This is a genomic window from Streptomyces sp. NPDC014995 (genome assembly GCF_043080745.1).
Taxonomy (GTDB): domain Bacteria; phylum Actinomycetota; class Actinomycetes; order Streptomycetales; family Streptomycetaceae; genus Streptomyces.
Genome location: NZ_JBIBVX010000014.1, coordinates 121,983 through 135,574 on the forward strand (window position 1 = coordinate 121,983; position 13,592 = coordinate 135,574).

The following is a 13,592-nucleotide window of genomic DNA, read 5'->3' on the forward strand; positions in this document are numbered from 1 at the left end:
GGCGTGGGGAGTGCCCACGCGAGCTGGCCCGGGCGTGGGCGGTGCCGCCACGCGCGCTGGTCCGAGCGTGGGGGGTGCCCCTACGCGAGCTGGCCCGGGCGTGGGGAGTGCCCCCAGCGAGCTGGTCCGGGCGTGGAGGGCCCGCGCGAGCTGGTCCGGGCGTGAGGGCGTCCAGCCGTAAGGCGGCGGGTAGCGTCGACGCGACGGGGTCCCGCCCGCGCGAGCGCCGCCGAGCGCGCGGGAGCCGGCAACCGAGGAGAACGCCGCAGACGGACGGGCCGAGAGCCCCGCGTCCGCGGCATGATCCGCCGGACGGGCCTGGTGGTGGGCGAGAAGGGCGGCAGCCGCCCCTACTCCTCCTCCGCCCCGTCCTCGCGGAACTCCGTCACCCGCTCCAGCAGGATCGCCTCCCAGGCGCGCCGCAGTTGGGTGCGCAGCAGGGGCAGTGGGTCGGTGCCGTGGCCGTCGAGGCGTTCGGCGAGGTGGACGACGGTGTCGCAGCGGGCGAGCCAGAGGCCGCGCAGGCAGGGGCGGGCGCCGTAGCCGGCGAGGGTGGCGGCGCGGACGGCGGCGCCGGAGCCCACGGCGAGCGCGAGGCCGGCGATGTCCTCGGCGGGGTCGCCGAGGATCGCCCGGGTCCAGTCGAGGACGCCGCGCACCCGGCCGTCGGCGCTGACGACGAGGTGTTCGCCCCGGAGGGCGTGGTGGACGAGGACGGCGGTGGCGGGCTGGGCGGCGAGCTGGGCCGCGCCGGGCTGGGTGAGCTGGTGGAGGCGGGCCGGGTCGAACTCGTCGGCGCGGGCGAGGCGTGCGGCGGCCGCCACGGCCATGCGGCGCAGCGCCTCCAGGGAGCGGGGGGCGGCACGCAGCACGCCGAGGGCCTCGGCGTGGCGGGGCGGTACCTCGCGCAGTCCGCCGAGCAGTCCGGCCAGGTCGGCCTCGCCGACGGCCGACACGTCGTGCTCCTCGCCGGTGCCGCCGGGCACCTTGGTGTCCAGGGTGTAGCTCAGGCCGGGGGACCACTCGCCGTGCGCGACGCTCGTCGGCACCGCGACCGGGAGGTGCGGGCGGACCAGGTCGCGCAGCCGCAGTTCGCGGCGCTGGCGGACGGTCGCCTCCCGGTCGGGGGCCAGCCGCAGTACATGGCGGGTGCCGACCCACCAGGTGCACTGCTCGCCGCCGCCCTCACGGACGGGCCGTACGTCGAGTGCGGCGGCGCCGCCCGCGCCGTTCCTGCCCCTGGTGCCCTCCTCGCCCTCCTTCAGGAGCGCACGGACCAGTCGGCGGACGGTGTCCGCGGTGGGGGTGGGTGCCTGGGTCATGGTCGCGCCGTTGCCGTTCGGGGTGGGTGAAACGGGACTCCTGCGGGGGCTCATTCCACTATGACCAGCTCGCGGGTGGTGTCGTTGAGGCGGCGGCCGCCGTCCTCCGTCACCGTGACGATGTCCTCGATGCGGACCCCGAAACGGCCGGGCAGGTAGACGCCGGGTTCCACGGAGAAGCACATGCCGGGCACGAGGGGCTGTTCCTCGCCCTCGATCATGTACGGCGGCTCGTGCGTGGTGACGCCGATGCCGTGACCGGTGCGGTGGATGAAGTACTCGCCGTAGCCGGCGTCGGCGATGACCGCGCGGGCGGCCCGGTCGACCTCCTGGCAGGCGACGCCGGGCCGCACGGCCCGGAAGCCGGCCTCCTGGGCCTCGCGCACGAGGTCGTGGATCCGGCGCTCCTCGTCGGTGGGTTCGCCGACGTGGACGGTGCGGGAGGTGTCGGAGCCGTAGCCGTCCTTGAGGCCGCCGAAGTCGAGGACGACCATGTCGCCGTGCTCGATGACGCGGTCGCCGACCTCGTGGTGCGGATTGGCGCCGTTGGGTCCGGAGGCGACGATGGTGAAGTCGACCTGCGAGTGGCCGAAGCGCCGCAGCAGGCCGGCGAGGTCGGCGCCGACGTCGGACTCCCTGCGGCCGGCGAAGGGCACCTTCCGGATCTCCTCGAACGTCGCGTCGGCGGCCGCTCCCGCGGCCGCCATCAGCTCCAGTTCCGCCGCGTCCTTGACGGCCCGCAGCATCGGCAGGGCCTCGGTGAGGGAGGCGTAGGAGCTGCCGGGCAGGGCCTTCTGCAGGCCCAGCAGGTGCATCGCCCAGGCGTTGTCGCTGACGCCGAACCGCCCGCGATTGTCGAGGAGGGCCGCGGCGGTGGCGTAGGGGTCGTGGCCGTCGGTCCAGTCGCGCAGGGTCAGCGCCGGGGCGCCGGCCGCCTTCGCGGCGTCGGGGGCCTCCAGGGTGGGGACGACGAGGACGGGGTCCCGGCCGGGCGCGAGGACGAGCAGGGTGAGCCGTTCGGTGACGGCGGGCGGCGCGTAGCCGGTGAGCCAGACGAGGTCCGGGCCGGGCGCCACCAGCAGTGCGGCCAGTCCCGCGTCGCCGGCCGCGCGTGCGGCCCGCTCCATGCGGGCCCGGTAGTCGTCGGCGGTGAAGGGCGCGGGCGTACTGCCGGTCATCCGGGCCTCCTGACGGGCTGGTGCGGGACGTGGTGGCTACGGGCAGCATCCTGCCCGGACAGCGGGAGCGGCGCGAGCCCATTGACGTGGCTTCGGCAGGGCACAGCGGGCGCGGGGCGGTCGGCACGGACCGCCGGGACCGCCGGTGCCCCGGTCGGCCGACGGTTGCGGAGGGCCGCCCAGGGCCGGGGCCACGGGGGGCCGGAGCGCCGGCGGTCCCCCCACGCAGACCGGCACCAGCCGGCCCGCCCGTGCGGGGTCGCGGCACCGGGGCAGGCCGTCGGAGGCGCCCCGGCCGGCCGGCGCCCCGTACGCGCGAGGGGGGCACCGCCCGTGAAGGGGCACGACGGAGCCGTCGTGGAACCGGCATCGGGTGGCGGCCCGGCGTCGGGTCGCGCCCCGGAATCAGGTGACGACCCGGAATCAGGTGACGACCCCGGGGACGATCACCAGCTGCTGGTAGCCACCACTTCGGTGACGTACCGTCAGGGTCACTTCCCGCCCCGGGCGCGCCTCGTCGACGGCCCGCGCGAGGTCCATGGCCGAGTCGATCCGTCGCTCGCCGAACATCAGCAGGACGTCGCCGCGCACCAGGCCGGCCGAGTAGCCGGGGCCGGGGACGTGGACGGCGACGATCTTGGCGCCCGGCTTCTCGGCGTCCATCGCCTCCAGGCCCAGGCCGGCGTCGGCGGGGCGGGACGACGGCGTGGCCCGGGCCGCCGGGTCCGGGGCGGGCGCGGTGCCCGCCGCGCCGGGGGTGTCCCGGCCCGCCTGCCGTTGCAGTTCGGCGAGTTTGCTCATCCCGATGACGGTCGCCCCGACGGTGCCGAGCCCGACACCGGACAGGACCAGGACCACACCGACGAACAGGCCGGACAGCAGGGTCGTCAGCCGTCGGCCGCGCCGGCGCGCGGCGTGCGGGCGGCGCGCCGGTCCGCCGGACCGGGTGTCGCCGCCGGGCTCCCGCCCGGGCAGGGGCTTGGGACGCAACGCAGTCTGTTCCATGGATCGCCTCCGGCTGGTGCTCTACCCGGCGCAGCCGTGCACCACGAGCCACGAACGAGTGAGACTGACGGGAGACCAGGGGTACGGCGCCCTCACCCCCGCACGGACAGCGCCTCCGCCAACGCCCCCGCCGCCCCCGTCGGGGTCCCCGTGTGCACGAGTTCCACCCGGTGGACGACCCGCGGCTCGGTGAGGGGCACGGCGGCCGCCCCGGGTACGCCGGTCGCCGCCGAGCGGGGCAGCAGGGTGAGACCGTGACCCGCGGCGGCGAGCGCGGTCAGGACGCGGACGTCGGTGCCGTCGTAGCGCAGGGCGGGACGGACGCCGTGGCCGCCGTTCGCGGCGCGCAGGTGGGGCAGGGGCAGGCCGGTGTCGGGGGCGTCGATCCAGCGGGCGTCGGCGAGGTCGCCGAGTCGCAGGCCGGCTCGCCGGGCGAGGGGGTGGGCGGCGGGCAGCAGGACGCAGACCGGTTCCTCGCCGACGCCGTACGTGGTCAGCGGGGCCACGTCGGGGAGGCGGAGCGGGTCGCTGGGGGCGGCCAGGCCGTCGACAAGGCCCAGGTCGGCCGTGCCGGCGGCGACGGCGGCGGGGACCTCGTCGCGGGCGAGGGCGCGCAGCGTCACCCCGGCGGGCGGAAGGGCGGCGAGGGCGGCGGGGGTGAGTGCGGTCGGGGAGGTGGCCAGCGTCAGGCCGTGCGCGGGCGCGGCGGCCATCCGGGCGACGTCCGCCCGGGCCGCGTCCAGGCGCAGCAGCAGCGGGCCCGCGTGTTCGAGGAGCCGCTCGCCGGCCGCCGTGGGGGCGACGGGACGGCGGGTGAGCAGGGGCGCGCCGAGGTCCTGTTCGAGGGCCGCGATGTGCTGGGACACGGCCGACTGGGTGTAGCCCAGGGCGCGCGCGGCCTCGGAGAAGGAGGCGAGTCGGGCCACGGTGACGTAGGTGCGCAGGAGGTGCGGGTCCATCCGCCCAGGATCCCAGCCCGCACCCGTTGCGCATCAGTTCCGCTTATCGAGGATGCAGAAATCATCGTTGGACGTGAAGTGGGGGCCGCTCCGAGGATGGAGGACATGACCGACAGCGCAGCTCAGATCGCCAAGGTCGCCCTCGTCGGCGACCACTCCCCCAACGTCGTCTCGCACACCCGCGTCCCGCTCCTGCTGGACGCCCTCGCCACCCGGGACCGGCTGGTCCTCGACGCCTACTGGATCCCGTCGCGGGACGCCGAGGCCGAGGACGCCGTACGCGGCTTCGACGCGGTGTGGGTGGTGCCCGGGAGCCCGTACCGGAGCGAGGCGGGCGTGCTGTCCGCGATCCGCACCGCCCGTGAGGAGGGCATCCCCTTCCTCGGCACCTGCGGCGGCTTCCAGCACGCCCTGCTGGAGTTCGCCCGGAACGTCTGCGGGCTGACCCACGTGGCGCACGCCGAGAACGACCCCGGAGCCGACGACTTCCTCATCGAGCCCCTGGCCTGCTCCCTGGCCGACCACGAGGACACCGTCCTGCTGGAGCCGGACTCGCTCGCCCACGCCCTGTTCGGCGTGGAGCGCACGGTCGAGCGCTACTCCTGCCACTACGGACCGTCCGGGCACCTGGACACCCTGCGCGCGCACGGCCTGCGCTTCTGCGGGCGCGACACGGCGGGAGCGGTGCGCATGGCGGAACTCCCCGGTCACCCCTTCTTCCTGGCCTCCCTCTTCCAGCCGGAGCTGTACGGCGACGGCTCGCGCCCGCACCCGATGGTCCGGGGGCTGGCACGAGCCGCGGTCGAGCACGCCGCACGCCGGTCGACGGGTCAGCCCGTGTGAGGCGTCAGCCGGCCGTGGGTACGGGCGCGGCCGCCGGTACGGGGACGCCCGGCAAAGCGGTGACGGCCGGCAGAGCGGTGACGCCCGGCAGGGTGGGGGCGGCCGGCAGGGTGGGGGCGGCCGGCGGGCGGTCCGGGAGGAAGCCGTGGGCGCGGCGGGCCAGGTAGGCCGGTTTGTAGCGGTCGACCTGGCGGTGCCAGTTCAGGATGCCCGCCAGCCAGTTCCGCAGGTCGGCCACGTATCCGCGCATCGCCTCGCGGGCCTCGGGCGACAGGTCGACGTCGTCGTACAGGAGGGGCAGTTCGTGTGCGACGACGTGCTGGAACTGCTGCATGCGCTGGGTCATCAGGTCGTGGACGACGCCCAGCGCGGTCGGGTAGTCGCAGCCGAAGAAGTTCTGCACCACGAGGATCGCGTTGTGGATCTCACCCTCGTACTCGATCTCCTTCTGGTACGAGAAGACGTCGTTGAGCAGGCAGGCGTAGTCGATGGCGGCGTTCTCGAGGGAGCGGACGGGGCCGCTGCGGTAGATCTCCGGCGGGACGGCGGGTCCCTGGCCCATGCGGCACAGGCTCAGCGTGAGGTCGGAGCCGAAGGTGGCGCGCCGCATCTCCAGGTAGTCGACCGGGTCGGGGATGCGGTTCTGGAGCTGGTTGGACAGCTCCCACACCCAGCTCTCGGTCATCACGTCGACCGCGTCGCGCAGGGTGCGCCGCTGGTCCGGGGTCATGGCGGCGGTGGTCCGCGTCCACAGGTCGGTCAGGCCGCGTTCCATGGCGTTGACGGGGACGGGCGGCTCCTCCCCGTCGACGGGCATGCAGGCGTGCAGGCGTGCCGTGGTCAGGCGGGCGGCGGCGAGGTCGCGGCGGTGGCCGTGGACGAGGGGGTAGTAGTCGTCGCCGTAGGTGCCCCAGGCGAGCCACTGGGAGCTGAGGTCGAGTTCCTCCGGGGTGGCGTCCGGGTCCAGGCCGGCGGAGCACAGCGGGAGGTCGAAGGCGGCGAGTCTGTCCTCGTCCCAGACGCCCTCCGCCAGGATGCCCATCCGGTGGGACCAGTCGGTGAGCCGCTCCCGGGCGCCGTCGAGGTGCGGGCTCAGCTCCACCGGGAACGGCATGGGGAAGTCGGGCAGCAGGGACGGGCCGACCTTCTGGTACGGCACGTGCGTGTGGGCGCGCAGGCGTTCCGCGGCGGCCGTCGCGAGGAGCGCGCCGACGTCGGCGGCGGAGGTGCCCGGGCGGGTGAGCCTCTCCCAGGGCGTGGTGGAGGCGGCGCCCTCGTTCATGTAGCGGCTGGAGCGCAGATGCCACTCGTGGCCGCCGGACTGCCAGTCCTGGAGTCCCTTGGTGTAGGCGGCGACCGCGGCGACCTCGTCGGGCCTCAGGTTCTTGTCGAGGGCCAGGGCGGGCACTTCGGTGAGGGCCGTGTGCTCGAACTGGTGGAGGCGGGAGGTGAGGATGTCGTTGACGGTGTCGGCGGCTTCCTGGGTGGTGCAGCCGAAGAACGTCTCCAGGACGAGCACGCCGTTGCTGTTCTCGCCCTCGTCCTCGACCTCGCGCTGGTAGGAGAACAGGTCGTTGCGCAGGTGGACGGCGTCGGAGAAGGTCTCCATCAGCACGCGCAGCGGCCTCGACCCCGCGACGGCGGCGGGCACTTCGGCGGTCGCGTACTCCACGAGCCCGGCCGACCAGGGCGCGCCGCCCACCTTGCGGCGCATCTCGATGTACTCGACGGGGTTCGCGATCCGCCCCTCGTTGATGTTGGACAGCTCCCACATCGACTCGTTGAGCAGGTGCTCGGTGGCGACGGCGAAACGGCGGCGCCAGTCGACGGACATCGCCGGCACGGTACGCCTCCACAGGTCGGCGAGGCCCGCCTCGACGGGGTTGCGCGGCTCGGGCACGGCAGTCGACAGGTCCAGCGGCATGAACAGCGGCAGCCGCTCCAGGTGGGCCTTCCCGGCGGCGCGGTCCTGGGTGCGCTTGAACATGTCCAGGAAGTGGTCGTCGAAGAAGAACACCCACACGTACCAGTCGGTGATCAGCGACAGGGCGGGGCCGTCGCAGTCGGGGTGGGTGTAGGCGCACAGCAGGCCGTAGTCGTGCGCCTCCAGGTCGGCCTGCTCCCAGATCCCGGATCCCTCCAGCATGCCCATCGCGCGCGCCCACTCCGTCGAGTGGGCACGGGCCTCGTCGACGTGCGGGTTCAGCCGCGCGGGATACGGCATGTAGAAGCGCGGGAGTTCGAACGGCTGCGTCATGGCCGGGCCCTACCCGGGGGCCCCGACGGCCATCCCGGGCGCGGCACATGATCACACCATCGCGTGAACCGGGCGGGAATCCCTGCGGTTCACCCCGCGCGGCGAGCCCCCGAGGACGCCCGCCCCCGACGTCGCCGACGCGTCAAGTCGCCGCTCGTGCGCCTCGGTTGAGTGTCCGTGTCACGTGCGCACCTGGATCAGCGCGTGCGTTCCGCCGGTCCGCCACCGCTGCCCCTCGGCGGCGGTCAGGGCGGCCTCGGTCCGCGCGGACAGGCCGGTGACGACGTCGGACTTCAGGGTGCGCAGGGCGGCGACCGGGCCGGGGAAGTACGCGGTGACGTCCGTGAAGGGGGTCGTCGGGGGCCAGAGCCGGTCACCCACGAGACGACGGTAGTTGAGGTCGCCCTTCACGATCGTCAGGGTGGCCGCGGCGAACTCCGCGCGCAGGTCGTCCGGCATCTCGGCGTACGGCAGCGGGGCGGCGGCGAAGGGGTGGGCGCGGACCGTGAGGGTGCCGTCCGCCATCGCCGCCCACAGGCGCCGGCCGTGGGCGGCGGCCTCGCCCGGCGCGGCCGTCAGCCTGCGCAGCGCGTCGACGACGTCGGCCGTCGTGGCGTCGGAGACGTAGTACGGGTAGGGCTTGACGTGCAGGAGGACCCGGCCGACGCGGCCCTGGGCGAGGAGGTGGGCGGCGAGGAGGAGGTCGGGGACCAGTTCGCGGCCCGCGTTGTCGGCGACCAGGCACAGGGTTCCGCCGGCGGCCCGCGAGGCCGGCAGCAGCGACCAGAGGACTTCGCTGTCGTCCGCGACCAGTCCGGGGACGGCGGCCCGGCCCTCGGCTCCGGCGTCGGACAGCCGGAAGCCCAGGTCGGCGCGGTTGCCCCACAGCGAGCCGTGCAGCAGGGCGTGCCCTTGCTCCTCGGCGGGCCGGGAGGCGAGGCCGTCGAGGGCGGCGAGCTCCTCGTCGGTGGCGGGGGCGTCGAGTTCGGCGAGCTTGGACGGGCGGAACGGGTCGATGCCCTGCCAAGGGCCGGGGCCGAAGTAGCCGACGGCGTGCAGGAGCCGGCGGTAGAAGTAGCTCTCCGACCACAGCCAGGGCACCTCGAACCAGGAGCGCCCCGCATACGCGTCGAGCCCCCAGGCCCGCCACCGGTCCCGGTCGTGGGCGTCGGCGGCGAGCGGTTCGATCACTCCCCGGGCGCAGCTCTCCAGCAGCGCGTCCAGGGCGCGGTGGACGGCGGGGTCGTACGGGAAGGCGTCCCGTACCTGCCGGATGATCGCGGGGTGCCGTTCGGCCAGGACACCGTGGGGGAAGGAGCCGGGCTCGTCACCGACGATCACGGGAGGGGCGGGGATGTCGGGCATGCGGCTCACGGTATCGCGGGGGCCTACGGCACCTGCGGCGCGCAGCGCCCGTCGACTCCGACTCCGGCACTCGCGGACGGCGACTCCCGGCGGGCTCCGCCACGAGACTCCCCCAACGGGCGCTCCTCCCAAGGAACTCCATTGCGGGACTGGGTCACGAGGCTCCCCGACAGGCACCCCAGCGGACCCTCCGAGCGGGCCCTCCGAACGGGCCTCCCGAACGGGCCCTCAGGCGGCTCCCCCGCAGGGCGCGCGCGTCACACCGCCGCCATGACCTCCCGCTCCAGCCGGGCCGCGAGGCTCAGATAGCGGGGTCGGCGCGGTACCGGGACCAGTCCGCGGATCAGGACGTGCCACATCTCGGCCATGCGGCGCGGGAGGCGGGCGTTCGGTTCGCGGGAGCGGCCCACCACGCGGGTGCCGACGAAGAAGCAGACCAGGGAGTGGGCGACCGCGTCCACGTCGACGTCCGGATGGATGTCGGCCTCCCTGACCGCGCCCACCAGCCGCCGGGACACCAGGTCCAGCCACTCCGTGAAGGGGTGCGGCACGGGCGACCGGACCGGGACCCCGCCGGTGGCGAGCCGCAGGCCCGCGCGGGCTATGGGGCCCTCGACCGACAGCCGGGCGATGCCGAAGGTGAGGCGCATCAGGGCTTCGAGGGAGGGGTAGCCCCGGTCGTCGATCTCGCCGGCGACCCGGCGCCAGGCCTGGGACTGCAACTCCATGATCGCGTGGGCCAGGTCCTCCTTGGCCGCGAAGTGGAAGTAGAGGGCGCCCTTGGTGACCCGCGCGTGCTCGACGATGTCACTGAGGCTGGTCGACTCGTAGCCGTGCCGGTCGAACAGGTCGGCCGCAGCCGTAATGATCGTCGCGCGGGTGTGTTCGGCGCGTAACTGCCTCGCCATCGACTGGACTCTCCCAGGCCGGTAAAGAACGGGTCGTGCCGTTTGTTTCTTACCCGGCGTCCACAATAGCTCACGGCCGCGCGGTCCCGACCAGGCACTCGAAGACAGTCGACTCCCCTTGGGCTCCCCGGACTTGGACGTCGGTCCCGTGACCTCCCTTCGCCTCGATCCAGATGGGTTCGTCCAGTTCGGCGTACCGGTGGAAGTGCGCGTGGTAGGCCATCGGCACCCGTCCGCCGCCGGCTCTCAGCCGGGCCGCCTGGCGCGCGGCCTCCAGCAGGAGCATGCCGGGGACGTGGTCGAGGGGATGGTCGAAGAAAACGGGGTGTGCGGTATTTACTCTCAACTGCCAGCGCGCGGGGAGTTCGGTGGCGGCGAGCACGACGTCGGAGGGCAGGGCACGGTCGACGTCGGCGGCGGACAGGCCGGGCGGGACGGGGACGGCGGTCACCGTGTCCGGGGTGCGTCCGCCCCGCAGCCTGCGGTAGACGGGTCCGCTGACGCAGGTGAAGGCGACGTCGGCGGTCGCGACGCGTTCGCCGTCGCGCAGGACACGCGCGGTGTAGCGGGCGGCGGCGGGCCGGCGGCCGCGGTACTGGACGTCGGTGAAGACGAGTTCGACCTCCGGCTCGGCCGGCAGCGGGCCCACGTCCAGCCGCTCCGCGACGGTGTCGACCTGGAACTCCTGGAGCACGAACTGGTGGTCCAGGGGCACGTCGTACTCGGTGTGGGTGATCAGCGTGCCGCTCTGCCGGATCGTCTCGACGACGAGCAGCGGGTCGTACGCGGACCAGTCCGACGACACGTGTAACCCGTGCGCCCGGGGCCACTGGGCGGAGACCGAGAAGCGGTCGGTGCCGGTGCGCCGCCACCCGGTGAGGAGGGTCTCCGCGACCGCGGCGCGATGGACGAGTTGGCGTGGCACGGTCGCCGTCAGGGACGGCGCATCGGCAAGCTGCCGCGGTCGAGTCATGTCTCTCCCTACGGTCCCCCGAAGGCCACGGCAGACGGCGAACCGCCCGCTCCGGTGAGCGCTAGAGTACGAGGCGACCGGTTTGTTTTCAATGAGATCAGTCGACGGCATCCTATGATCGGGCCGAACCCGCTGACGATCGCGGGGACATCGCCCAACTCGGTGCCGTGAAGGGGCTCTTATGGCGAAACAGGAGCGCGCGATCAGGACGCGCAGGGCGATCCTGGAAGCGGCCGGCGCCGTCTTCGACGAGCACGGCTACACGTCCACCACCATCGCCATGGTCCTGGAGCGCGCCGAAGTCACCAAGGGCGCCCTGTACTTCCACTTCCCGTCGAAGGAGTCGCTCGCCCAGGCGGTGCTCGACGAGCAGGTGCCCTTCGGCGCGGTGCCGCCGCAGCCGTGCAAGCTCCAGGAGATCGTCGACATGACGTTCGTGGTGGGCCATCGGCTGCTGAGCAACGACCTGTTGCGGGGCAGTGTGCGGCTGGCGGTGGACCAGGAGACGCCGTCCGGCGTCGATCACGGGGAGCCGTTCCGGCAGTGGGCGCAGCGGCTGACCGGGCTCATGGAACTGGCCCGGGACCGGGGGGAGTTGCTGCCCACGGTGAAGCCGCGGGAGACGGTGGAGCTGCTGGTGGGCGCCTTCACCGGCATCCAGTTGATGTCGCGGGCGCTGACCGACCGCGCGGACCTCGCCGAGCGGCTGTCGGTGATGTGGGCGCACATCCTGCCGAGCGTCGCGGTGCCCGGTCTGCTGCCCGGCCTCGACGCCCGGGCCGACCGGGGCGAGCGGGTGCTGGCCTCACTGGAGCGTGCGGCGTCCTAGGACGACGTGCGGCGGGCCGGCCGGTGTCCATCCACACCGGCCGGCCCGCCCGTTCGCGCGGCCACGACTCCCTCAGGGGTCAGGGCTTTCTCAGAAGGTCAGCTTCCAGTTGTTGAGCCGGCCCGTGTCCTGCGCGGCCACGTCCTGGACGCGCAGCTTCCAGGTGCCGTTGGCGACCTCGCCGGAGGCGTTCACCGTGTAGGTGGTGATGACGTTGTCCGCGGAGTCCGAGGTGCTGGAGGACTTCAGGCGGTACGTCGAACCGTCCGGCGCCACCAGGTCGATCACCAGGTCACCGCGGTAGGTGTGGGTGATGTCCACGCCGACCTGGAGGGTCGAGGGGGCGTTGCCGGTGCGGCCGCTGACCGCGATGGAGGACTCGATCGCCGAGCCGTTGTCCGGGATGGACACGGCGGTGGTGTTCGTGAAGGTGGTGCCCCCCGTGGAGCCGCCGGAGCCGCTCACCGCCTGCACCGTCTTGGTGGCGTCCGCCAGACCCGCGCCGCAGCCGCCGGAGCAGGCGCCGGGCAGGGCACGGGCGTTGGACTTGATGGCCGACTCGATCTGCGCCGGGGTCAGCGCGGAGTTCGCCGACTTCATCAGCGCGGCCAGGCCCGCGATGTGCGGGGTGGCCATGCTGGTGCCCTGGTAGTAGGCGTAGTTCTCGGTCGACGGCGTCTTGGTGCCGGAGTTGAGCGTGGACAGGATGCCGTTCGCGGTGCCGGTGCTGGTCTGGCCGCCGGGCGCCGAGATGTCCACGAGAGAACCGTAGTTGGAGTACGACGCCTTGGCGCCGGTGCGGTTGGTCGCGGCGACCGAGATGACGTTGTTGCAGTTGCCCGGCGAGTGGTTTGCCACGTTGTCGTTCTCGTTGCCCGCGGCCACGACGACCGTGGTGCCGCGGTTGACGGCCGCGTTGATCGCGCTCTGGGTCGCCGAGGTGCAGGCGCCGTCGCCGCCGAGGCTCATGTTGATGACCTTGGCGACGTTGGAGTTGGCGGGCACGCCGGAGACGGTGCCGCCGGACGCCCAGGTGATGGCGTCGATGATGTCGGAGTCGTAGCCGCCGCACTTGCCGAGCACGCGGACCGGGGAGATCTTCGCGCCGTAGGCGACGCCCGCGACGCCCTTGCCGTTGTTGGTGACGGCGGCGATGGTGCCGGCCACGTGGGTGCCGTGCCAGGAGGAGTTGGAGGCCGGGATGCCGGCGCCGCACTCGCCCGCGTTGTACCAGTCGCCCGGGTCGGCCGGGTTGCTGTCGCGGCCGTTGCCGTCGACCGCGACGGCGGTGTCGGCGATGAAGTCGTAGCCGCCGACGATGTTCGCGGCGAGGTCGGAGTGGGCGACGTAACCGGTGTCGATGACGGCGACGGTGACGCCGGTGCCGGTGGTGGTGTTCCAGGCCCCGGGCACGTTCATGCCGGCGGTGGCCTCGAACAGGTCCCACTGCTTGCTGTACTCGGTGTCGTTCGGGTCGGCCTTCGGCGTGTTCAGGCGGTCCGGGACGACGTAGGCGACCTGCGGGTCGGCCTGGTAGCGGGCCACGACGTCGGCGACATCGGTGCGGGTGAGGTCCTCGCCCAGGTCGACCAGGGCGGCGCCGGTGCCCAGGCGGCGCTGGAAGTCGACGTCCTCGCCGGCCTCCTTGCCCTTGGCGGCGGCGTCGGCCTCGGCGGCCGGGTTCGACTTCGCCTCTTCGGCGCCGGACTTGTAGCCCACGATCAGGCGCTCGGCCGGGGTGCCGGGCGCGGCCTCGGCCTGGGCGGCCGGGACGGCGGCGGCCTGCGGCGCGCCGTCCTGGGCGACGGCGACCGAGGCGGTCGAGGCGGCGGTGAGGAGTGCCGCGGAGACCGCGGCGGCGGATATCAGCTTCCGTCTGAGGGCGGGTGACGTGCGCAAGGGCATGCCTTTCGTGGCCGGCTCCGGGCTGGGCGGAGCCGCGGTCGATTCGCT

The 13,592-nt window shown here is 73.8% G+C and carries 11 protein-coding genes; 2 read left to right on the forward strand and 9 right to left on the reverse strand.

Annotation, left to right across the window (positions count from 1 at the left end):
• Nucleotides 1-350: 350 nt before the first annotated feature.
• The 4 genes from ACF1A1_RS27170 to ACF1A1_RS27185 all read right to left on the reverse strand — a co-directional run bounded on the left by ACF1A1_RS27170 (nucleotide 351) and on the right by ACF1A1_RS27185 (nucleotide 4,464).
• On the reverse strand, nucleotides 351-1,322 hold the full coding sequence (locus ACF1A1_RS27170; RefSeq protein WP_392003511.1) for an aminoglycoside phosphotransferase family protein: 972 nt from the start codon (nucleotides 1,320-1,322) through the stop codon (nucleotides 351-353).
• Between the two features lie 50 nt (nucleotides 1,323-1,372).
• A complete protein-coding gene (locus tag ACF1A1_RS27175) occupies nucleotides 1,373-2,500 on the reverse strand; it encodes a M24 family metallopeptidase (protein WP_392003513.1) in 1,128 nt (375 codons plus the stop codon).
• A 423-nt stretch (nucleotides 2,501-2,923) separates the two neighbouring features.
• The gene (locus ACF1A1_RS27180; RefSeq protein WP_392003515.1) at nucleotides 2,924-3,505 is read right to left on the reverse strand and encodes a PDZ domain-containing protein; all 582 of its coding nucleotides are present in this window, start codon (nucleotides 3,503-3,505) and stop codon (nucleotides 2,924-2,926) included.
• Between the two features lie 92 nt (nucleotides 3,506-3,597).
• A complete protein-coding gene (locus ACF1A1_RS27185; protein ID WP_392003517.1) occupies nucleotides 3,598-4,464 on the reverse strand; it encodes a LysR family transcriptional regulator in 867 nt (288 codons plus the stop codon).
• Between the two features lie 105 nt (nucleotides 4,465-4,569).
• On the opposite strand from ACF1A1_RS27185, the gene ACF1A1_RS27190 reads away from it, so the two are divergent.
• The gene (locus tag ACF1A1_RS27190) at nucleotides 4,570-5,307 is read left to right on the forward strand and encodes a hypothetical protein (RefSeq protein ID WP_392003519.1); all 738 of its coding nucleotides are present in this window, start codon (nucleotides 4,570-4,572) and stop codon (nucleotides 5,305-5,307) included.
• A gap of 4 nt (nucleotides 5,308-5,311) precedes the next feature.
• Here ACF1A1_RS27190 and cyc2 read toward each other — a convergent pair whose 3' ends face one another.
• The 4 genes from cyc2 to ACF1A1_RS27210 all read right to left on the reverse strand — a co-directional run bounded on the left by cyc2 (nucleotide 5,312) and on the right by ACF1A1_RS27210 (nucleotide 10,810).
• Complete coding sequence (gene cyc2 / locus ACF1A1_RS27195; RefSeq protein WP_392003520.1) at nucleotides 5,312-7,564, reverse strand: germacradienol/geosmin synthase Cyc2; 2,253 nt, start codon at nucleotides 7,562-7,564, stop codon at nucleotides 5,312-5,314.
• Between the two features lie 180 nt (nucleotides 7,565-7,744).
• Complete coding sequence (locus ACF1A1_RS27200; RefSeq protein ID WP_392003521.1) at nucleotides 7,745-8,929, reverse strand: damage-control phosphatase ARMT1 family protein; 1,185 nt, start codon at nucleotides 8,927-8,929, stop codon at nucleotides 7,745-7,747.
• Between the two features lie 257 nt (nucleotides 8,930-9,186).
• Complete coding sequence (locus ACF1A1_RS27205) at nucleotides 9,187-9,837, reverse strand: ScbR family autoregulator-binding transcription factor (protein ID WP_392003522.1); 651 nt, start codon at nucleotides 9,835-9,837, stop codon at nucleotides 9,187-9,189.
• Nucleotides 9,838-9,907: 70 nt separating this feature from the next.
• A complete protein-coding gene (locus tag ACF1A1_RS27210) occupies nucleotides 9,908-10,810 on the reverse strand; it encodes a ScbA/BarX family gamma-butyrolactone biosynthesis protein (RefSeq protein WP_392003523.1) in 903 nt (300 codons plus the stop codon).
• A gap of 181 nt (nucleotides 10,811-10,991) precedes the next feature.
• Between ACF1A1_RS27210 and ACF1A1_RS27215 the strand changes: the two genes are divergently transcribed.
• Nucleotides 10,992-11,639, forward strand: a complete 648-nt coding sequence (locus ACF1A1_RS27215) for a ScbR family autoregulator-binding transcription factor (protein WP_392003524.1) — start codon at nucleotides 10,992-10,994, stop codon at nucleotides 11,637-11,639.
• Between the two features lie 90 nt (nucleotides 11,640-11,729).
• Here the strand turns inward: ACF1A1_RS27215 and ACF1A1_RS27220 are convergent, their stop codons facing one another.
• Nucleotides 11,730-13,538, reverse strand: a complete 1,809-nt coding sequence (locus tag ACF1A1_RS27220) for a S8 family serine peptidase (protein ID WP_392003525.1) — start codon at nucleotides 13,536-13,538, stop codon at nucleotides 11,730-11,732.
• Between the last annotated feature and the right edge of the window lie 54 nt (nucleotides 13,539-13,592).